Origin of the sequence: Marinobacter santoriniensis NKSG1, from assembly GCF_000347775.1 — a bacterium.
Taxonomy (GTDB): domain Bacteria; phylum Pseudomonadota; class Gammaproteobacteria; order Pseudomonadales; family Oleiphilaceae; genus Marinobacter; species Marinobacter santoriniensis.
Map to the genome: position 1 here is coordinate 110,306 of NZ_APAT01000022.1, position 20,650 is coordinate 130,955.

Below are 20,650 nucleotides of genomic sequence, written 5' to 3' on the forward strand. Positions count from 1 at the left end.
CTTTGTCCGTACATTGACCATATCGCCCCGAAACGGAGGGTCGAGGAATGCGTATAAAACGAACTGAAGTCCGGCTCGGGCTGATGTTGCTGGTCCTGGGCATCACGCTGCTTCTGATGGTGTCGCCGGTGCCCGGTGCGGAGTCTGAAGATAACGACCGGGCCATACACAACACCATTCTCGGACAGATTGAGGCGTTTGCAAACGACGATGAGGCCGCCGCCTGGCAATATGCCTCCGACGGTGTCCGGCGACGGTTCGGTTCACCGGACCTGTTCGTCGACATGGTCCGCCAGACCTATCCGGCGGTGTATCGCGCCAGCAGTATCGAGTTTGCCGAACGGGTGCCTCATGGTGATTTCGACATCCAGGTGGTGCACCTGTCCGGCCCGGAAGGCAAACGCTGGGACGCCTACTATCGCATGGTCCGGATCGATGGTGAGTGGAAGGTCTCCGGCGTGGTCATGCAGCCGGCCGATATGGGCATTTGAGTGACAGAGGGCTTCATCGTAAAGTGAGGGTTTCCTCATCCAAACGCCTTCAGGTAGTACCTATCTCAGATGGCCCGAGCGCAGTTTCCTGAGCAACCGTCCAGTGCGGATCTCTCCAACCCATTGTATTACCTTGAAAACATGGAAACCGTCGTGCGCTGGGTACTCAGCCACCACCGGGATCTGCTGGACAAGGTCGAGACACGGCGGTTGGAGGCCTTTATGGACCTCGCCATACCGGAGCGGGCCCTGCTGACCCGGCTGATCATGCGTACCGGCGAGCTCTTCCGTGCTGACAAGCTGGCCTACCCCGAGCTTGGGGCGCCGGTGCCCGACGCCCTGGCCCGGCTGAACGCAGACGACTGGCTGGATCCGGCGCCCGAGCTGGATCTCGACGACCTTTTCCGTCTGTTTACCCTCGCCGAACTGCGGCCGGTTTTCGCCCCCACCCTGGAACGGCTTGGCGTGCCCCGCACACTGTCCAAGGCGGCGATGCGACTGGCACTCGCGGACGTGCATGACGAACCGAGGCCGGTGTCGGACTGGCTGCCTGACACTAGCGCCGGGGTGGTGCGTTTGCGCTATATGGCGCTGTTTGACCGGGTTCGGCTGATGTTCTTCGGCAATCTCCGGCAAACCTGGTCCGATTTCGTTCTGGTGGAGTTGGGCTATCAACAGTACGAACAGGTGCCTTTCAGCGCCGAATCCCGGGCCTTTTCCCGGCGTGACCAGGTCGATTGCTATCTCCTGATGCAGGCCTGTCGTGACGCGCTGGAAGAGGGTTGGCCTGCCGCGGAGGTTTGGCCCAGGGTTCCGGGTCCGGTGGACAATCCCTGGCTGGCCAGCCGGCGGGACAGGCTGCTGCTGGAACTGGGCCGCCAAGCCGACCGGCAGGGTGATCGGGAACTGGCACTGGCGGTGTGGGCACAGAGCGGCCATCGCGAGGCACGACTGAAACAGTTACGGCTGCTGGAGCGGATGAAGCGGTTCCGGGAGGCCTGGGAAATCGCCCGACGTTGGCAGGAAACAGACCTGGGGGATGCCGAACAACAGGGGCTGGAGCGCATTCTGAAGCGATTGGCCCCGAAAGTGGGTGAGCCCCGGCCGACGCCGATTCCCGCTCCGCAAATTGCCGAGCGGTCGGTGCTCCTGCCCCGCCCCTTGTCGGGATCCGTGGAAGGGGCTGCGGCTGCGTACCTGGACCGGTCCGACGCACCGGCGATTTACGTGGAGAACACCCTGATCAACGGCCTGTTCGGTCTGCTGTGCTGGCCGGTGATCTTCAAACCGGTGCCGGGTGCGTTTTTCCATCCCTTTCATGTGGGTCCGGCAGACCTGACCCGGGAGGATTTCACGGAGCGTCGTCGTTCGGATTTTGAGGCCTGTTTCGCGAGTCTGGACAACGGCAGCTACCGGGCGCGGATCCTGGACACCTGGCAGGCCAAACAGGGCCTGGCCAACCCCTTCGTGATCTGGCCGGCTCTGTCGGTCGAGCTGATCGAACTGGCCCTGGACTGCATTCCCGCGCGGCACCTGAAATCCCTGTTCAGGCGCCTGCTTCACAACATCCGGGAGCATCGCAGCGGTTTTCCGGACCTGATCCGGTTCTTCCCCGGGGAAGCCGACGAGGCACGCCGCTACGAGATGGTGGAGGTCAAAGGCCCGGGCGACCGGCTGCAGGATCACCAGCGCCGATGGCTGGCGTTCTTTGCCAGTGAGGGGATTCCGGCCAGTGTACTCTATGTGCGCTGGCAGGACGAGTCCGGGCAGGAGGAGGTGCCATGAAGGTTGCGGTTCGGACCCTGTGCGAATTCGCCGCCCGGACCGGCGATCTGGATTTCCGGTATACCCCGGCGCCCTCGGCCGCCGAAGGTATTGCCGGCCACCAGCTGATCCAGTCCCGGCGGACGAGCGATTACAGAAGCGAGTATTTACTGACCGGAGAGTGCCTGGGAATAAAGATTTCCGGGCGGGTGGATGGTTACCATCCGGGCCGGCGCCGGCTGGAGGAGATCAAGACCCACCGGGGTGATCTGTCGCGCATCCGCGATCATCAGCGGGCCCTGCATCGGGCCCAGCTCCGCGCCTATGGGGCACTGTTGTGCCGGCAGGAAAGCCTCCCGGTGGTCGAACTGGTGCTGGTGTATTACGACGTTGGCCGGGATCGGGAGACCCCGGTGACCGAGTCTGCAACGGCCGATGAACTCTGGCAGGAACTGGAAGGCTTGTGCCAGCAATTCCGGTTGTGGGCCGAACAGGAAGATCACCACCGGGAGCAACGCAATGAGCGCCTGACCAGCCTGTCCTTCCCGTTTCCCCGATTCCGGCCGCGACAGCGGGAACTGGCCGAAACCGTGTACAAGAATGCCATGACCGCCGGGACGTTGTTGCTGGAGGCGCCGACAGGCCTGGGCAAAACGCTGGGCACCCTATTTCCGGCCCTGATGGCTGTGGGCCGTTCCGACCAGGACCGGCTGTTCTACCTGACCTGCCGTAACACCGCACGGCAGCTGGCGCTCGATGCGGTTGACCGGCTGAAGAAAGCTCAGCCGAAAACGGGGTCCTGGCCACTGCGGGTGCTGGAACTGGTGGCGAAAGACGATGCCTGTGAACATCCGGACAAGGCCTGCCATGGCGAATCCTGTCCCCTGGCCCGCGGCTTTTTCGATCGCCTGCCGGATGCCCGCGCCGAGGCCGTGGGGGCCGGCACCCTGACCCGGGAGGAACTCGCCCGCATTGCCGCCGGCCATGAGGTGTGTCCCTATTTCCTGGCCCAGGAAATGGCCCGGTGGAGTGATGTGGTGGTCGGGGATGTGAACCGGTTGTTCGACCAGTCCGCCCTGCTGCACGGCCTGATCCGCCAGAATCAGTGGCGGGCCAGTGTGCTGGTGGATGAAGCCCACAACCTGGTGGACCGGGCCCGGGGGATGTATTCCGTTGAGCTGGACCAGCAGCGGTTGTTACGGGTGAAAAAAACGGCACCGGCGCCGCTGAAGAAGGCCCTCGACCGGACGGCCCGTGCCTGGCAGGGCTTGGTCCGGGAACAGGATCCGGATGGCCCCGTGTTCCTCGATGCCCTGCCCCCGGGGCTGATCGGCAGCCTGCAGGGGCTGGTATCGGCGCTCACCGATTATCTGGCGGATCACCCTCCGGATCTGGCGTTGCAGGAGCTGCTGTTCGAGAGTGTGAGTTTCATGAAGCTGGCCGACACCTTTGGCGATCACTCCCTGTGTGAGTTCCGTCGCTCCGGTCGCGGCCGGGCCAGGCTCACCATCCAGAACCTGATTCCGGCGGATTTCCTGAAAGACCGGTTTGCCGCGGCGGAGTCGGTCCTGTTGTTTTCCGCAACCCTGAGCCCGGGCGTCTACTACCGGGACTTGCTCGGCCTGCCGGAGACCGCCGCCTTCACCTCGCTGCCCAGTCCGTTCAGTGCCGATCAGCTGCAGGTTCATTTCACCCCCCGGATCAGCACTCGCCAGGTTCATCGGGAGGCATCCCTGGTGCCGATTGCAGAGGTCATCGCCCGTCAGTTCCGGGAGCGCCCCGGCCACTATCTGGCGTTTTTCAGCAGCTTCCAGTACCTGCAGGCTTTCAGCGAAGCGCTTGCCAGCCGGGCGCCGGATATCCCTCAACGATGCCAGACACCCGGTATGAGTCAGGGGGCCCGCGAGGGGTTCCTGGCGGAATTCCGGCAACCGGAGCCTTCGGTGGCGTTTGCGGTGTTGGGGGGTGTGTTCAGTGAGGGCATCGACCTGCCCGGGGACCAGTTGATTGGCGCCTTTGTCGCGACACTGGGGTTGCCACCGTTTGATGCCTGGCACGACATCCTGAAACAGCGCCTGCAGCAACGGTTTGGTGCGGGGTATGAGTACACTTACCTGATTCCGGGCATCCAGAAGGTAGCCCAGGCGGCGGGGCGGGTGATTCGCACCCCGGATGACCGGGGTGTGATCTGGCTGATCGACGACCGATTCATGGGGGCGCAGATACAGAACCTGCTCCCCCGCTGGTGGTTCGCCCCGCCCGGTTCCGGGTCAGGGTGAACCCGGTGCCATCACTGCCTGGGCGCCGGCTTGGCCAGCCATTCGTGGCCTTTGAGCATGCCGTGCCAGTACAGCCCGGGCAATTGCTTGGCTTTCAGCCACCAGGCGGCCCGGGTTGCTTTGGTGCCGTCGTTGAGCCATTTCGGGAAGCTGGGTTGCAGCTGTCCCCCGTAACCGAACTCCGCCAGCACAATGCGCCCGTTTTCCACTGTCAGCGGACAGGAGCCGTAGCCAAGGTAGGCGGCTTCCAGCGGTTGTCCGCGAAGCGCGCTGATCAGGTTCTCGGCCACGACGGGCACCTGCTTGCGCACCGCGGCGGCGGTCTTCGCATTGCCCGTTCCGTTCACATCGCCCGCCCCGAATACATTGTCGAAACGCTTGTGCTGCAATGTGTCATCCGCCACATCCAGCCAGCCACCCTCATTGGCCAGCGATGATTCCCGGATAAATTCCGGGGCGCGCTGGGGTGGCACAGCGTGGAGCATGTCAAAGTCGACTTCACGGTCCTCGGTGTTGCCGTCGGCGTCGGTCTGGCGGAACGTCGCTTTCTGGGCCGGGCCATTGACCGCCACAAGGTTGCTCTGGAAGTTGACGTTGATGCCGTATTTCCGGATGTACTCCTCCAGGGCAGGCACGTAGGCCGGCACGCCGAACAGGACGCCACCGGCATTGTGGAATTCCACATTGATGTCTTTCAGCACGTCATGACGCAGCCAGTAGTCTGAAGACAGGTACATGGCTTTCTGCGGTGCCCCGGCACACTTGATCGGCATCGGCGGCTGGGAGAACAGGGCACGACCATTTTTGAGCTTCTGGACGTTTTCCCAGGTATATCTGGCCAGGCCTTCCCGATAATTCGAGGTAACGCCGTTCTGCCCCAGCGCCTCCTTCAGACCTTCGATGCCTTCCCAGTGGAGTTCAAGCCCTGGCGCCAGCACCAGGAACCGGTAGGTAATCCGGGAGCCGTCCGCCATCTCAACCTGGTTCTCTTCGGGATTCACCGACTGAACGCTCTGTTGGTACCAGGTTACAAACCCTGGCATGACATCGCTCATCGGTTTATTGGTCTGTTCGGTCCGGAAGATGCCGCCGCCCACCATGGTCCAGCCTGGCTGATAATGGTGGGTCGAGGATGGTTCGATGATGGCGATATCGAGCGACCGGTCCCGCTTATGGAGACTGGCGGCAACCGAGATGCCGGCGGCTCCTCCACCCACAATCAGGACGGTATGGCCTCGGCTGGCGGTTTGGGGGGTAGGCGTTGCGCTCATGACTCTGACCTCTTTTCTTGTAATGCACGATGTATTGGATCGGCTTTGACGCGAATTACCTACCATACTAGCAAACCAATGAATCTAACGTTATACGAAATAGTAATATAATGGCGCGAGCGCATCACTCCAGGGTGTGCCAGCCACTCGTTGTCCGGTTTGAAAGGGGGTATCGGTGACTGGCGTCACCTTCAGGTGATCTTTCGGATCCGGGTTCCGGCGTCCCCTTCAATCATTGCCAGGGCATCCTTCAGGTTGCCAATGACAGCCATGCCGCCCTGGCTTGCGTAATTTCTGGCAGCGCTCAGCTTGGGGCCCATGGAGCCGGCGGGAGCCTGGAAATTCTGTACCTCCGAGGTGTCCATCTCGGCCACGCGGGAAGCATCCGGCTGACCGAAGTTCCGGTAGACACCGTCGACATCGGTCAGTAATAACAGGCGGTCTGCACCAATTTCAGTGGCCAGCCGGGCACTGACCGCATCCTTGTCGATCACCGCTTCGACGCCCGTCAGGCTACCGTCCTGCCGTCGGATCACCGGGATGCCGCCGCCTCCGGCACAGATGGCGATGGCGCCCTTGTCGATCAGAAACCGGATGATGTTCAGGTCCGGGATTTCGGCGGGTGCCGGAGAGGCCACCACCCGGCGCCATTTGTCGCCATCCCGGGCGATGTCCCAGCCCAGGTGCTCTGCCCGGGTCTCCGCTTCAGCCTGGTCGTACACCGGGCCAATGAATTTGGTGGGATGAGAGAAGGCAGGGTCGTCGGCATCGACAATAACCTGGGTGAGCAGGGTTGCCACGGGCACGGAGTGGTCCAGTTCATTCTCCAGCTCCTGCTCGATCATGTACCCGATCATGCCCTCGGATTCGGCCCCGAGGACATCGAGGGAGAACAGTTCATCCGGTTTATAGGCGATGCCCTGCAAGGCCAGCAGGCCAACCTGGGGGCCGTTGCCGTGGGTCACCACCAGTTGGTGGCCGGCCCGGACAAGATCCGCCAGGGGTTTGGCGGCCTTGCGAATGTTTTCCCGCTGGTTGTCCTCGGTCAAGGGCTCGCCACGCTGGAGCATGGCGTTACCGCCGAGGGCTGCAACAATCAGCATGTCAGCCTCCCAGCGTCGCGACAAGGACCGCCTTGATGGTGTGCATGCGGTTTTCCGCCTGGTCGAACACGATGGAGGCTTCGCTTTCGAAGACCTCGTCGGTCACTTCCATGGCGGACAGGCCGAATTCCTCATGCATCTCCCGGCCGACCGTGGTGTCGGTATTGTGGAAGGCCGGCAGGCAGTGCATGAACCGAACCCGCGGATTTCCCGCTTTGGCCATGAGATCGGCGTTGACCTGATAGGGGCTGAGCAGGGCGATCCGTTCCTTCCACTTCTCCTTGGGCTCTCCCATGGAGACCCAGACGTCGGTATAGATGAAATCGACACCCGGGACGGCTTCATCCGGATTGTCGGTGATCATCACCCGGGCGCCGGTCTGCTCCGCGATCTGCCGCGCCTCATCGACAATCTCCGGCTTGGGCCAGCAGGCTTTGGGCGCGCACAGTCGCACGTCCATGCCCATCTTGGCGCCCCCAAGCAGAAGGCTGTCCCCCATGTTGTTGCCGGCATCGCCGATAAACACAAACGCCACCTCCCGCAGCGGTTTCTCCACGTGTTCCCGCATGGTGAGAAAATCCGCCAGAATCTGAGTCGGATGGAATTCGTCGGTCAGCCCGTTGAACACCGGAACGCCGGCGTATTGGGCCAGCTCAGTGACCACCGACTGGCCAAACCCCCGGTACTCGATGGCGTCATAGACCCGCCCCAATACCCGGGCGGTGTCCTTGACCGATTCCTTATGGCCGATATGGGTGCCCGTAGGCCCCAGGTAGGTGACCCGGGCGCCCTGATCGTAGGCGGCCACTTCAAAGCCGACCCGGGTTCTTGTGGAATTTTTCTCGAAAATCAGTGCAATGTCTTTGCCGGTGAGTCGTGGCACCTCGGTACCGGCGTATTTTGCGGTCTTCAGGTCGGACGACAGTTTCAGCAGGAATTCGATTTCCCGGGGCGAAAAGTCCTGCAGTGTCAGGAAGTGGCGGTTTTTCAGGTTAAACGCCATGATCGTTCTCCTTTCCGATTACTCCGGATCTCTGATGGTGGGGCAGCTCATGCACCGTCCGCCTCCGCGTCCGCGACCGAGTTCGGCGCCGGGCATGGCCAGCACCTCAATACCGACCGCCTCCAGTGCCGCGTTGGTGTCGTCGTTGCGGTCGTAACCCACCACCACCCCCGGACTCAGAGCGAGCACATTGTTACCGTCGTTCCATTGCTCCCGTTCCCGTTCGGCCGGGTCGTTGCCTCCTGTGGGGACGACCTCCAGGCTGGGGTACCCCAGGATCTCGGCGACGACCTCAAACAGGTGCCGCGAATCGCGGTGGAATCGGAACGGGTGGTTGTCGGTGCTCGGATACAGGTCGTAGCAGATAATTTCGTCGGCCACTTCCTTGAAGGTCGTCACCACGTTGCCACCGCAGAAGGTAAACACGGTATCCAGGTGCATGGACGCGCGGGCCCTCGGGATCTGGCAGGCGATCACCCGTTCGGCCTGGCCGCTGTCAAACAGTGATTTCGCCAGCTGTCCCACACCCTGGGGCGATGAGCGCTCGCCCATTCCAACCAGGACCGTGCCCTTACCGATGGGCATCACATCACCGCCTTCAATCGTTGCCAGGCCATGGTCCTGCAGCGGATCGCCCCAGTGGACGTTGACCTTGCCGGCAAACGTCGGATGGAAACGGTAGACCGCGGCCATCAGCAGGGTTTCCGGTTTCCGCGCGGGCCAGTACATGGGATTGAGGGTGACCCCGCCGTAGATCCACGCGCTGTTGTCACGGGTGAACAGGAAGTTCGGCAGCGGAGGCAGCACAAATCCGAGTGCGCCCAGGTGGTTGCCGAATAAACCGGAAGTATCGAAGGGCAGGTCGGATACCCGGAGGCCGCCCATCAGGTACTCGGCCAGGGTTCGGCCCGGGAGCTGGTCCATCCAGGCCCGCAAATCCGCCAGCATCCCCATGCCCACATAGTTGTTGGTAATCCGGTGGTCGAGAATCCATTGCCGGGCCTCGGGGATGTCGAGAGTCTCGGCCAGAAGGTCATTTACATCGAGAACGTCCACGCCCCTTGCCCGCATCAACTGGACAAAGACATCGTGATCTTTCTGGGCCTGCTTGACCCAGAACACGTCGTCGAACAGGAGTTCGTCACAGTTGGAGGGGGTGAGCCTGCGGTGGGCCAGGCCGGGTCGACAGACGATAACCTGCCGCAGGGTTCCGGTTTCCGAATGCACGCCCAGTGTATACTTGTCCATGGCGTTAGCTCCTTTGGAGACGGTTCAGATCAGTGCCGAGACACTGATCACCACAGAGATGAAGATGGTCAGTATCAGTAGCAGCGGCCAGATGAAGGCCAGCCAGCGATCGTAGGAGACGCGGCCGATCGCCAGTCCGCCGACCACAACGGCGAAGGTGGGGTTGATCAGGTTCACCAGACCATTGGCGGACTGGTACGCCGTTACCACCAGCTCCCGGCCGACCCCGGCGAAATCCGCCAGCGGCGCGAGGATGGGCATCGAGAGTACCGCCAGGCCGGAGGAGGATGGCACGAAGAAACTCATGCCCACTTCAATCCAGAAGATCAGGTTGATGAACAGCAGGTTGGACAGACCGCCCACCGATTGCTCGGCAGAATGCAGAATGGTGTCGGCGATCAGCCCCTGTTCCATGATGACCACGATGCCCCGGGCCAGTCCGACCACCAGTGCCACACCCAGGAGATCCCGGGCGCCGTCGACAAAACTGCCGGTCAGGCCCTTTTCCCCAAGTCGGCCGATGAGACCGATCACGATGGCCGCACCAAGGAACAGTGCGCCCATGCGGGCCATCCACCAGCCTTGTGAGGAAACGCCCCAGATCATGACCACAAAGGTCAGGGCGAAGACCACCAGGACCAGTTTCTGGGTGGTGGTGAGTCGTGCCTCCTCGAACCCTTCCTCATGATCCTGCAGAAACAGTTTCCGGTGGGCCTCGAGCTGCTTGGCCACCACAGACCGCGTCGGGTCGGCCTTGACCCGCCGGGCGTATCGCATGACATAGGCTGCGCAAATCAGAAGCCCGCCGACCAGCAGGATGAACCTGGCAACGATGCCGTCGGTGAACGGGATACTGGCGGCGTTGGAGGCGATCACCGTCGCGAACGGATTGATGGTGGAACCCAATACGCCGATGCCCGCCCCGATCAGGATGATGGCCACGCCGGTGACTGCGTCGTAGCCGGCGGATATCACCACGGGAATGAGTATGGCGTAGAAGGCCAGCGTCTCCTCGGCCATGCCATAGGTGGTGCCGCCAATGGAGAACAGGCCCATGAGAATCGGTATCATCCAGATTTCACGCCCGGACATTCGCCTCATGGCCGTCTTTATGCCGGTATCGATGGACCCGGTGGCATTGGTGACGCCCAGAAACCCGCCGAGGAACAGCACGAACAGAGCGACATCAATGGCGTTGGCGACATAACTGTCCGGGTCGTAGAACCCTGAGACCGGCGCAAGCATGATGTCGACAAATCCCTGTGGGTTCGGATCTACTTCCTTGTAGGTGCCCGGTAAGGCCACTTCGCGGCCTACTTCGTCATTCTGTACCCGGTCGTACTGCCCCGCGGGGATGATCCAGGTCAGCGCGGCCACGAGCACGATAAGTCCGAATAGTATCGTGTAGGCCGTGGGAAAACGGGATGCCAGGTCTTTCTTGTGCTCTTCGGGGAGGTTGGGTTCGTCGGACGGGATCATCGCTTTTCTCCTTTCCCTGGTGCCAGCAATTGATGGCGATCCATAACAATCAAGCACTGGAATCCTGTAACGTCGAGTCCGCAGGGCCGATTTCGATTGCGACAGGGAAAGTTTCGAGCCAGGGTTTGATTTCAGTCATAAGATTCGGGGGTAATCCCCCCATTTTTAACCGCCCGCTTCGATGTCGCCGCCGGGTTGGCCTTACGCAATTTCACAAGTGCTATCGGCGGTTTTTTTATCCGTGGGGAGGCGTTCGGCTACCGGGCTTGGGAAGGCCAGATTGAAGGCCGTCTATATGCTCGAATAAATCAGCGTTGACCTCCTGCCAAAGCGGATCGAGGATAAATTCAATGCCCTCACGCCGTGCCATTTTAGCGGCAGGAACGAAGTCGCTGTCGCCTGCTACCAGAATGATCGTATCGACCTGCTGTTTGAGCGTCAGTGACGCGATATCGATGCCAATTCGCATATCCACACCTTTCTGCCGGAGTCCCAGACTTACGGTGCCACCATCCAGTGTGTCCCACAGATCCCGCAGTTTAAGCAGGCTCTGAGTTTGTTCGGGTGACAGGGTTAGTTTGGTCTCATCAGGCATCGAATCACCGTCTGGCGAGGGAATCTGATCAAGCGCGGACAACCACTCTCGGGTCTTCAGAAGTTTTTTCGTGTACTTGGGATTGATGGTCCAATCACTGTCTTTATTGACCTTTCCCAGCCGAAGCGCGACTTTTCGCTGTTTTCTGAGAGCATCGAACAGTTCGTGACGTTGCCTCGCGACATCAGACTTGGAAAAATCGATAGCACGATTATCTATTGGGTGGTGGGCTTTGCCGTCGTAAGGCAGCGCATCGTAGAAGAAAATTCGGTAAACATGCTGCTGCCACTGTCGATTGCTGTCGCCCGTCAAAGATCTAATGTGCTGCTTGCACATCCGGCGAATGCAATCGGCTATTTTGGTTATGGTATCGCAACCATCGGCATTTACGAGCTTGGGAAGGCGCTTGAGGAAGAAGCCACCATCGATAAGGATGGCAATGTTGCGGTGGCTCATGGCTGACTCCCGAAAGCAGAGATTTTCGAGAGTCCAGAAATAAGAAAGCCCCAGGGGATCGGCGCACCCTCCGGATGTGTGAGGGGGCTTACTGCCAAGGGGCGGATGTGTTGCGAAGTTTGGTAGTCAGGCCCGCTGTTGTCAAGTGTCCTTGACGGAAAATGCCGATAACGTCCGTGTTGCATCGTGTCGCCTTTTTCTCAGATTATTTTTAACATACTGAATTCTAAAGAGTAGTTCAGAGAGAAGCTAAACGGTAGCTTGTTTGCTTCGAGTCTTCTTCACCGGCTTCATTGCCGCCCGCTCCGCCTTGATCCTCTCCAGCAACGCCTCCGCACTGTTCTCCCCGCTGATCAGCTCTGGGTTATCCTTGCGCCATTGCTCGGTGAGTTCACCCCGGAAGGCCTTGGCCAAGATGGACTGGGTGAGATTGTTGACACGGACCAGAGCGTTGTTGACCTGTTGTTCGATGCGGTCGGCGTGGGCGAAGAGCTGGTCTACCCGGCGGACGATTTCGGTTTGTTCCTCCGGACTCGGAACGTTGACCTCCATCTTCTCAAACACCCCCTTCCCAAGCGTGGGTACGCCTGTATTAGAGTTCATCGCCATTAACAGATAATCGACCACAGAATCGGGTCGGAGTGACCACAAAAGAAATGATGGGCTTACATTTCTACGTGGCCTGACGATAAACACCGTGTGACTATATACATAATCGAAACCTTTTGGTGCAAATCGAGCCAGCCCCAAACGGCCTTTTCGCGCAAAAATTATGTCGTCTTCATAGAAACCACACTTACCTTTCCGCTCGTCGAAAAAGTCACGGCTGACCTGCTTGGCCTTATCCGTTGTCCACCCAGAGTAACCAGCAAATTGCTGCGTAGAGAGAATTGGTATGCCTCCAAATTCAGGCTTCGGATATCTATGGGAAGGGTTCGGGTCGAGAACTTCCGCAATGTTCTTCAGTGGCATTGAAGACCATGAATCTTCCTCAAAGTCATGGAGCGCACGCCACTCCTCCGTCAACCGCCCATTCACCGCCGAAGCCAGCACGGACTGGCGAAAGCGCTTGAGGATTTGCGGGATGCGTTCGAGGCGGGCTTTGGTGTTTTCCACCTGGGCCAGCAGGGTGTCGAGTTTGTCGGCGATGACTTTTTGTTCGGCCAGGGGGGGCACCGGCACGGAAATCTGCGAGTATTCTTTGAACTTCAGATTTCTGAGATTATTGCTCCCTCCTTGGTATTTGATGACTTCTCCCGAGCTATAGAACAATTCCAGATATTTATTCAAGAATCGCTGATCTAGAGCCGCTGACGGACGCAGGAGTCTCAGAAAGTTAGTTCCAACGACTGGTATATCGAATTGATCTAGGACAGCTTGGTTAATGAGTACAGTACGTCCCACCGGTTGATCTGGGCCGCCTCCGGAGATTTCGAGAAGAATATCCCCTGGAAGCAATGAACGTTTATCTAGGCTGTTTGCTTTCACTTTGCGGAGGACCGCAGTGCGACCACTTTCTTTGGACCAGTTTCTGAATTCGGAGCCTCGAATACACGCGACGGCTTGATAGTCTTTTTCTTGGTGATCAGGATCTTTTCCCCAATCTCCACCAATGATGTGAACAAGAAGGTTCTCGAGGAGTTCAGAGTTCCAGTTGTCTGGAGTTTGAAGCAGGCTCATTTTCCAGCCTCACCCATCACTTCCCCCAAAAGCACCCGAGCCCCATCGGCCTCCTCCTCAGCCCCCAACTCCCGAATCAACGCATCCAACTCACCCAGCGCCTGCACCAGTTCCCCCATCGCCTCACCCGCCAACACACTCGGCTCCGGCAGATTGGCGGCATCGACACTGTCACTGTCCTTCAGCCAGGAAATATCCAGCGAGTCGCCCTTGTGCTCGGCAATCCACTGGCGGCTGAAACTGCGCCAGCGGCTGTGGGCCAGGCGGGGGTCGACGCCTTCGTTTTCGTCGCTGTGCTCCGGCAGGTCGATGGCGTCGGAGTGGAAGCTGTATTCACCTTCCTTGCGCTCGCTGTCGCCGTTGGGGTTCTCGCCGTATACATCCTCAAACGGCTTCAGGTGCGCGTCGCCAAAGGGCGTGCGTTTGCCGAAGCTGGGCATGTTGGTACGCAGGTCATAGACCCAGACGTTCTCGGTGCAGTGTTCTTCCTGGTATTTGTCCGTGGTGCTGCCCTTGGTGAAGAACAGCACGTTGGTTTTCACGCCCTGGGCGTAGAAGATGCCGGTGGGCAGGCGCAAGAGGGTGTGCAGGTTGCACTTGTGCATCAGGTCCCGGCGCACGTCGGTGCCCACGCCGGCCTCGAACAGTACGTTATCCGGCAATACCACGGCGGCGCGGCCACCGGGTTTGAGGTTGCGGTAGATGTGCTGCAAAAAGGCCAGCTGTTTGTTGCTGGTTTTGTAGGTCAGGTCATCCCGGGTGATGCTGGCATCGCCGCCTTTGCTGGTGCCGAAGGGCGGGTTGGCGAGGATGACGTCGGCCTTTTCCAGCCCGGCGCCGGTCTGGCCGAGGGCGTTGCCCAGGTGCACAATGCCCTCGGCATCCCCTTCCATACCGTGCAGCAGGCAGTTCATCAGGGCCAACCGGCGGGTGCCGGGCACCAGTTCGATGCCCACATAAGCCCGGGTAGTCTGGAAGGTTTTGTCTTTGTCGCTCAGTTCGTACAGGTCGTCGGTCCGGCTTTTGATGTATTCGTGGGCGGCAATCAGAAAGCCTGCGGTGCCGGCGGCCGGGTCCTGGATGCGTTCGCCCGGTTGCGGTTTCAGGCAGCGTACCATGGTGTTGATCAGGGCACGGGGCGTGAAGTATTGGCCGGCACCGGATTTGGTTTCGTTGGCGTTCTTCTCCAGCAGGCCTTCGTACAGGTCACCCAGGCCGTCTTTCTGGGCGCTGAACCAGTCGATCTGGTCCAGGGTCTTGATCATCTGTTCCAGATGGCGCGGCTCCCGCAGGCGGGTCTGGGCATCGGCGTAGATGGCACTGATCAGCGGGTCGTCGTGTACCCGATTGCCCTCGCCATCCTTGCCGGTGGACAGGCTGAGCAGGATGCGTTTGTAGTCATTCAGCAGGTTGATGCCGGATTTGCCGTTGATATCCGTCCACCGGCAGCCCTCCGGCAGCGGGTGCTTTTTCAGGGTGCCGGCTTCGGTGTTCTCATGGACCATTTTGATAAACAGCAGCAGCACCAGTTCGGTAACGTAGTCGGAGTAGTTGATGCCGTCGTCCCGCAGAACGTCGCACAGGTTCCAGAGTTTCTGGACGATGTCGTTGTTGGTCATGGGGGATCCTTTGAGAGACGCGCCGTTTTCGTTAGCGCCTCATGTATAAAAAATGCCAAAATCTTTGCACGTTGCGGGGGACATGTTAAGAAAAGCGGGTTTTCTTAACATGTCGTGCAGTTTGCTTCTTGCCGTAGCGTTTGTCGTAGGGACACAACAGATTTGTTTGTGGTTGCTGTGAGTACTGGTTCAGGAAAAAGTCTCTGATAGGCATCACTGCTTGTGTGCGCGCCGTCCAGTGCAGGATGGAGCCGCTTTTTCAGAGAGCTTGCCGATTCATGTTCTCTGACCGGCTCACCCAATACATCCAAAAGGGCTCCCTCTAGGCAGGTTGGTGACCATAGAATAATAGTATAGCCGTTGGACTTTGCTTTCCTCCGGTCTTGTTCCGTTGGCGGGACATCAGAATCTAACACCAGAATCCTGTGGTCATAGTCTTCACCACGAAAACTTCGAACGGCATTGGTAATGATATTGCCGGGGGAGCCGCCATCGCCTGCTTCAACTTTTGCCCTTCTCCCACTGCCCCGTGGGCAGAAAATCTGTTTCATGTGGGTAATAAAGGCTTTGTCGTCTGCGCCTTCCCCCACAACTAATAATGTGGTTTGAACAAGGGCCTTTCGTTTACTGCGTCCTTTCGCCATGTTCTCCTCAAATTTCCGGTACCGCTCCTAATGCGCCCGCCATGTATTTGGCATAGAGATTGTCATCGGCCCGGAGGCCCTCCATCTCATCCAGTCGCCATGCCTCGGAGTGTTGATTGTGCTTTTCACAGAGATAAACCTGATGCTTCTGAAGGCGGTTGAGTATCTCCGGCGTGTGGCAACTGAAGATCAGTTGCGCGTTGTTTGGATTGGTGTGTTCAAAGCGGAACCAATCCAGAATTCTGGGGATCAGGTGTGGGTGCAGGTCATTGTCGATCTCATCGATAACGGCGCAACCACCCCGGCACAGTGTTTTAAGAACATGCTCTAGTACGACAAAAGCAGATTGGGTACCGTTGGATTCGTCGAAGAATGACAGCCGAAACTCCTTACCATTAGCATCCCGGTGCAAACCCACAGGAACATACACTGTTTCGGTTTTCCCGTCAGGTGTAGTGGCCTGTTGCTCCTCGATATCGACCCCACGGAGGCCAAGATCGAATTCTTGAATAGCCCGGACCATTCGTTCTTTCAGTTCGAGGTCTTCGTGATAGTTTTTGGCTACTCGGATAAGGTCTGATGCGTTAAAGGGTGCACGACCTCGGTAGACTACATTGCTGTTTATTCGTCGAAAAAAATCGATGACGGGTTTTGCTTCCTGAATATCGTAGCTGTGTGCTGCTGCTAATAAGGAAGCGTTGTCGCGTAGTGAGCGAGCCTTGGTGGCGGGAAATGGGAAGCCCTTTTCCCGGAATAGAAAACCGTCTTCAGTCTTTTCCCTTTTGAACAGATAGCTGAATTGGCTACTGGTCCTGACAGAGAGAACTTCCTTCTTGACCCGGCGATTGTTCAGTATCAGAAGATATCGGTATTCAGAATTCCCAATTAGGAAATTGAGTTCGAACTCGGTATCTGCGCCACTGTGCAGCATGTGGGTCTGGTAGACTACGTCGCTTTCTGGTTCAAGCTTCAGAAAAGAGTCACAGGCAAACCAACTCAGGAACGCCAGTGGCTTAATAAAGTTAGTCTTGCCAGAGCCATTCGGTCCTACGACACCGATGACCTTGTTCAGCCGACGATCAGGGAGGTTGATATCGTAGCCCGTTGGTGCCGGCTTTTTTCCCATAGCAAAGCTAAGCTCAGTTGCGTCCGAGAAGCTATAGAAGTTTTTAAAACGTAGGGAAATGATCATATTATTTCAAAATAAGCGAAATTTTGTTGATTATGGGAATTAGAGGTTAATTTATCAACTTAATTTGTTGTTGTGTTGGCTGCTCATGCACTCCGCTCCGGCCACATCGCCTCATTCAGCTCCTCCAGCACCGTATCCAGCTGAGTCCCCAGCACCTTGTCCATCTGTTTTGCCCCGCCGTCGTCGGCAAAGCGGTGATTTACAAATTCCCGGTCGATGATCACTTCGTGCACCAGTTGCTTGGCCAGGCGTTCCAGCCATTTGCGCTGATTCGGGGTCCAGTTGTGCTGGGTAAGGATGCGGTCCATGGCTTCGGCCACGCGCTGTTCGAAGGGAATCAGCGGCTCGCCCAGGGCGGCGCGTCGGATATAGCCGATGATGCTGGCGGCGATGTCCTTGCTGGTCTGGTTGCGCACAGCGCTTTGCAGGCGGGCTTCGGAGTAGCCGTGGCTGTCCAGCAGCAGTTTTACTTCCCGGAGCTGTTCCCGGGTGAGATCCCGGGGTTTGTTGACCACCACCGCCAGCGCCGCGGACTGGTTGAGCTGTTCTTTGATGAAGGCGTTGAAGCTTTCCAGATAGTCTTCTGGCTTGTCGTGCTCGCCGTAGCTCTGGAAGCGTTCGCGAATTTCGTCTTCGTGATCGGAGATCAGCGGCATGTATTTGCTGCCCACGAGGGACTTTACCTCAGCCAACTGGTTCAGCAGGGCGCTGTGTGTTTTGAGGAACGCGGAAGCCTGCCGGGGCCCGAGTTTATGCAGGTGATGGTGCAGGGATTTGGGTTCCACGCCCCAGCTCTGGTGCAGCTCGTCCAGTTTCTGTTTTAGCGGCGGATTGTTTTCGGCTTTTTTGTCCGCCTTGCGCAGTACCCGCATGAGTTTCTGGCTGAGCTGGCTGAGGACCACGTTGGCCTGGCTTTCATCGGGTTGTTCCCCGGGGCTATTGAATGCGGTTTCCAGTTTGTCGTCATCCGTTAGTTCGTCCACCAACTGCTCAAGGGTGATATCGGGATCTTTCACCAGGGGTTTCATGGTGTTCACACTCTGCAGGGCGGCGTAAATGTCCACCGGGTCGTAGATGCGAAACACGGTCTTGCCTATTTCGTCGCACCGGCGGGTGGCGCGACCGATCATCTGTTCGTACAGAATGCGTGAGCGCACCCGACGCAGGAATACCAGGTTGCAGATGCGCGGTACGTCGATGCCGGTGGTGAGCAGATCTACGGTGATGGCGATGCTTGGGTAGCGTTCGTTCTTGTAGCGGCGGATGAGCCGGTCGACCTTGTCGCTCTGGCCGGTGATCTTGGCGACGGCGGCTTCGTTGTACTGGCCGTTGTACAAATCCTTGAAGGCTTTATCAAGCTGGCTTTTTACCATATCTGCGTGCAGGTCAGTGGCGCAGAAAATCATGGTTTTCTCATCGCCGAAGGGGGCCAGTTCCTGCACCAGCTGTTCGCAGATCACCCGGTTGAAGTTCTCGTTGATGACCCGGCGATTGAAAGTATCCACCTCGAAGCTGAGTTCGTCCTCCAGTTCGGTGGTGTCCACTTCCCCGGTCTGGGTGTTGATGACTTCGACGGGCTTGCCCTTCTCGAAGGTAATGCCGTTCTGGGTAAGTAGGGTTTCGTAGCGGATGGGCGGTTCGTGATCGATCAACCAGTCGTCGGCCACGGCTTCCCGGTAGGAGTAGGTGTACACGGGTTTGCCGAAAATCTCGCTGGTGTGCTTGGCCGGGGTGGCGGTGAGGCCGATTTTCACCGCGTCGAAATAGTCCAGTACCCGACGGTAGCTGGAAAGGTACTGGCTAGTGTCCCGTGTGGCCAGTTCGCCCTCGGTCATTTCCTGGTCCAGGGTGTAGCCCCGATGGGCTTCGTCGATGATGATGCAGTCAAACTGGTCAATGGGCGGCGGGTTGTCGCTCATGAAGATGCGTTTGACCATGGCCTGCACGGTGGCCACCTGAACGCGGGTTTCCGCTTCCGCCGCCATGTCGCCCAGCTCGGCGACGTTGTATATCTTGCTGAGAGTGTGGTTCTGCTCCAGCGGCGCTTCGTTGAAGGCATCGATGGCCTGCTGACCCAGGGCGGTACGGTCTACCAGAAACAGGATACGGTGGAAGCGCTCGGCCTTCAGGAACCGGTACATCAACCCGATGATGGTTCGGGTTTTTCCGGTACCGGTGGCCATGGCCAGAAGCGCGGTGCGCACGCCCTGGGTCAGGGCGTGTTCGGTGGCGACAATGGCGTTCTGTTGATAATCCCGCAGTTTCAGATAACCGAAGGGTTCTTCCTTTAAAAGCTTTTCAGCGTTTTCCTTGTCCCGTTCTAGCAGATCCAGCAGGCCGCCCGGGGTATGGAACTGCGGCAGTGCCCGGCGCAGGTTGCTGGGTTCGCGCACATCCCGGAACCATGTGCCCGACTGTTCGGCCAGTTGTGGTACGAAGGGCCGGCCGTTGCAGGAATATACAAAGGGTACGTGGTAGTGGCCGCTTTCATCGGCAGGCCAGGCGATCGTGCGGCCCATCAGCTCCCAGGCACCGATCAAAGGCGTCTCAACTGTCAGGCCTTTGCTGTAGCGCTCTGCCTGGCGGATCTTGCCGGCGACGTTGGTGTTTTCTTTCTTGGCTTCCACCACCGCGATGGGCGTAAGACCAACAAACAGTACATAATCCGCCCGGCCCGTCTTGCCGTTGTGATTGGTGGGCCATTCGGAGATGGCACGATAGGTGCCTTTCTCCGGACGGGCGCCTTTCTGGAAGGTGATCTCCTGGCTGTCGGCTTCCCACCCGGCTTCCTGTAATTGCTGGTCGATCAGGATGCGGGTGAGTTCTTCGTTCAGTACCAGGGTATCTGTGGCAGCTTTGGTCTGTTTGGCCACCTGCTGGCGCTGTTGGGTAACGGTCTGCTCGCCCTGCTCTGAGAGCTGTTGCTGCAGGGCTTTGATTTTTTGCTCGTAAGCCTGTTGCTGTTGGCTCAGGGCCTGTTCGTGCTGGTGGGCCTGCGCGGCCAGAGCGCGGGACTCTTCATCCATGGCCACGGCCAGGGCTTCGTATTCGGCCTTCTCTTTTTCAATGAGCTGGCTCAGTTGGTGGCTGCTGTCCAGCGCCATGTTGGCGTGCTGCAGTTCGTGGCGCAGCTTTTCGATATCGCCCTGGAGTTGGCGCAACTCGGCGCTGGGATCGGCGGGCGGCACAAAGGGGCCAGGCTTGAAGCTGGCACCGGCTTTGCCAAAGGAACGGTGAAACCAGATAGCCAAGGCCCGAGCCACTTTCAGGCCATCCATCGCTTCCTTGTGCCGGGTACGGAACTGGTGTGTGGCCTTGTTGCCTTCAATCCGCAGGATATGGAACAGCTCTTTGATCTGCGGTTCCAGGCGCAATTCGCGGTTCAGGCGATAGAGCAATTCGGCCTGGCTGGTCTGTTCATCAAATTCGATGCCGGAGAGCGCGGCCAGATGCTGCGCCAAGGCTTCGCCCAGCTGGCGGAGTTTGATCAGGGTGGTGTTGGGGTCGCTGGCAAAGGCACGCTCGGCGGATTCGGCCAGCTCGACGAATAACCCGTCGTGTTCTGCCAGAAATACAAAATTGCCGGACTTGAACTCCGTGGCCTTGTTCAATGTATCCCTCCGCGACAGTCTTACGGGAGAACGTTAGCAGACTTATCAAGGATATGGCAGTTGCTTTCCTGACGGCCATCGCCCTTCCGGGCAGAGAGCCAGGCCAACGTTGGCCTCGTCGAAGATCAAAAATACAGGGCGAACAGGATCGCTGGTGTGACATCAATCATCGGGCCTTATAGAATCTGGCGGCATCGAAGCAGGAAGCTTCGCTC

The 20,650-nt window shown here is 58.7% G+C and carries 14 protein-coding genes; 3 read left to right on the plus strand and 11 right to left on the minus strand.

The window, feature by feature from the left end; translation table 11 throughout:
- The first annotated feature begins 47 nt into the window (after positions 1–47).
- The 3 genes from MSNKSG1_RS14650 to MSNKSG1_RS14660 all read left to right on the plus strand — a co-directional run bounded on the left by MSNKSG1_RS14650 (position 48) and on the right by MSNKSG1_RS14660 (position 4,534).
- Positions 48–491, plus strand: a complete 444-nt coding sequence (locus tag MSNKSG1_RS14650; protein ID WP_008940068.1) for a DUF4864 domain-containing protein — start codon at positions 48–50, stop codon at positions 489–491.
- 69 nt (positions 492–560) lie between these two features.
- Complete coding sequence (locus MSNKSG1_RS14655; protein ID WP_008940069.1) at positions 561–2,276, plus strand: VRR-NUC domain-containing protein; 1,716 nt, start codon at positions 561–563, stop codon at positions 2,274–2,276.
- Positions 2,273–4,534, plus strand: a complete 2,262-nt coding sequence (locus MSNKSG1_RS14660; protein ID WP_008940070.1) for an ATP-dependent DNA helicase — start codon at positions 2,273–2,275, stop codon at positions 4,532–4,534. Before MSNKSG1_RS14655 ends, MSNKSG1_RS14660 begins: the two co-directional genes overlap by 4 nt.
- 11 nt (positions 4,535–4,545) lie before the next feature.
- On the opposite strand, the gene MSNKSG1_RS14665 is transcribed toward MSNKSG1_RS14660, so the two are convergent.
- The 11 genes from MSNKSG1_RS14665 to hsdR all read right to left on the minus strand — a co-directional run bounded on the left by MSNKSG1_RS14665 (position 4,546) and on the right by hsdR (position 20,435).
- Complete coding sequence (locus MSNKSG1_RS14665; protein WP_008940071.1) at positions 4,546–5,805, minus strand: NAD(P)/FAD-dependent oxidoreductase; 1,260 nt, start codon at positions 5,803–5,805, stop codon at positions 4,546–4,548.
- Positions 5,806–5,996: 191 nt separating this feature from the next.
- A complete protein-coding gene (gene arcC / locus MSNKSG1_RS14670) occupies positions 5,997–6,908 on the minus strand; it encodes a carbamate kinase (RefSeq protein WP_008940072.1) in 912 nt (303 codons plus the stop codon).
- Position 6,909: 1 nt separating this feature from the next.
- Positions 6,910–7,911 carry an ornithine carbamoyltransferase gene (gene argF, locus MSNKSG1_RS14675; protein WP_008940073.1) on the minus strand — a complete coding sequence of 334 codons (1,002 nt, stop codon included), beginning with the start codon at positions 7,909–7,911 and terminating at the stop codon, positions 6,910–6,912.
- An 18-nt stretch (positions 7,912–7,929) separates the two neighbouring features.
- Complete coding sequence (locus MSNKSG1_RS14680; RefSeq protein ID WP_008940074.1) at positions 7,930–9,159, minus strand: arginine deiminase; 1,230 nt, start codon at positions 9,157–9,159, stop codon at positions 7,930–7,932.
- A 24-nt stretch (positions 9,160–9,183) separates the two neighbouring features.
- Positions 9,184–10,638 (minus strand): YfcC family protein, encoded by a 1,455-nt coding sequence (locus MSNKSG1_RS14685; RefSeq protein ID WP_008940075.1) that lies wholly within the window; start codon positions 10,636–10,638, stop codon positions 9,184–9,186.
- A 235-nt stretch (positions 10,639–10,873) separates the two neighbouring features.
- Positions 10,874–11,689, minus strand: a complete 816-nt coding sequence (locus MSNKSG1_RS14690) for an NYN domain-containing protein (protein WP_008940076.1) — start codon at positions 11,687–11,689, stop codon at positions 10,874–10,876.
- A 249-nt stretch (positions 11,690–11,938) separates the two neighbouring features.
- Positions 11,939–13,369, minus strand: coding sequence for a restriction endonuclease subunit S (locus MSNKSG1_RS14695; RefSeq protein WP_008940077.1), 1,431 nt, complete (start codon positions 13,367–13,369; stop codon positions 11,939–11,941).
- Entirely contained in the window at positions 13,366–14,988 is a 1,623-nt protein-coding gene (locus MSNKSG1_RS14700; RefSeq protein WP_008940078.1) for a class I SAM-dependent DNA methyltransferase, read from the minus strand. The genes MSNKSG1_RS14695 and MSNKSG1_RS14700 overlap by 4 nt, the downstream gene beginning before the upstream one ends.
- A gap of 104 nt (positions 14,989–15,092) precedes the next feature.
- Positions 15,093–15,632 (minus strand): hypothetical protein, encoded by a 540-nt coding sequence (locus MSNKSG1_RS18980; protein ID WP_008940079.1) that lies wholly within the window; start codon positions 15,630–15,632, stop codon positions 15,093–15,095.
- A 7-nt stretch (positions 15,633–15,639) separates the two neighbouring features.
- Positions 15,640–16,824, minus strand: a complete 1,185-nt coding sequence (locus tag MSNKSG1_RS14705) for an AAA family ATPase (RefSeq protein WP_008940080.1) — start codon at positions 16,822–16,824, stop codon at positions 15,640–15,642.
- Positions 16,825–16,907: 83 nt separating this feature from the next.
- Complete coding sequence (gene hsdR / locus MSNKSG1_RS14710) at positions 16,908–20,435, minus strand: type I restriction-modification system endonuclease (RefSeq protein ID WP_008940081.1); 3,528 nt, start codon at positions 20,433–20,435, stop codon at positions 16,908–16,910.
- Positions 20,436–20,650: the final 215 nt, after the last annotated feature.

Coding starts and splice junctions, on each gene's coding strand:
- MSNKSG1_RS14705 (WP_008940080.1), bottom strand. CDS start 16,824: ATGATCATTTCCCTACGTTTTAAAAACTTCTATAGCTTCTCGGACGCA.
- MSNKSG1_RS14690 (WP_008940076.1), bottom strand. CDS start 11,689: ATGAGCCACCGCAACATTGCCATCCTTATCGATGGTGGCTTCTTCCTC.
- arcC (WP_008940072.1), bottom strand. CDS start 6,908: ATGCTGATTGTTGCAGCCCTCGGCGGTAACGCCATGCTCCAGCGTGGC.
- MSNKSG1_RS14665 (WP_008940071.1), bottom strand. CDS start 5,805: ATGAGCGCAACGCCTACCCCCCAAACCGCCAGCCGAGGCCATACCGTC.
- argF (WP_008940073.1), bottom strand. CDS start 7,911: ATGGCGTTTAACCTGAAAAACCGCCACTTCCTGACACTGCAGGACTTT.
- MSNKSG1_RS14660 (WP_008940070.1), top strand. CDS start 2,273: ATGAAGGTTGCGGTTCGGACCCTGTGCGAATTCGCCGCCCGGACCGGC.
- MSNKSG1_RS14700 (WP_008940078.1), bottom strand. CDS start 14,988: ATGACCAACAACGACATCGTCCAGAAACTCTGGAACCTGTGCGACGTT.
- MSNKSG1_RS14685 (WP_008940075.1), bottom strand. CDS start 10,638: ATGATCCCGTCCGACGAACCCAACCTCCCCGAAGAGCACAAGAAAGAC.
- MSNKSG1_RS14680 (WP_008940074.1), bottom strand. CDS start 9,159: ATGGACAAGTATACACTGGGCGTGCATTCGGAAACCGGAACCCTGCGG.
- MSNKSG1_RS14695 (WP_008940077.1), bottom strand. CDS start 13,369: ATGAGCCTGCTTCAAACTCCAGACAACTGGAACTCTGAACTCCTCGAG.
- MSNKSG1_RS14650 (WP_008940068.1), top strand. CDS start 48: ATGCGTATAAAACGAACTGAAGTCCGGCTCGGGCTGATGTTGCTGGTC.
- MSNKSG1_RS14655 (WP_008940069.1), top strand. CDS start 561: ATGGCCCGAGCGCAGTTTCCTGAGCAACCGTCCAGTGCGGATCTCTCC.
- MSNKSG1_RS18980 (WP_008940079.1), bottom strand. CDS start 15,632: ATGGCGAAAGGACGCAGTAAACGAAAGGCCCTTGTTCAAACCACATTA.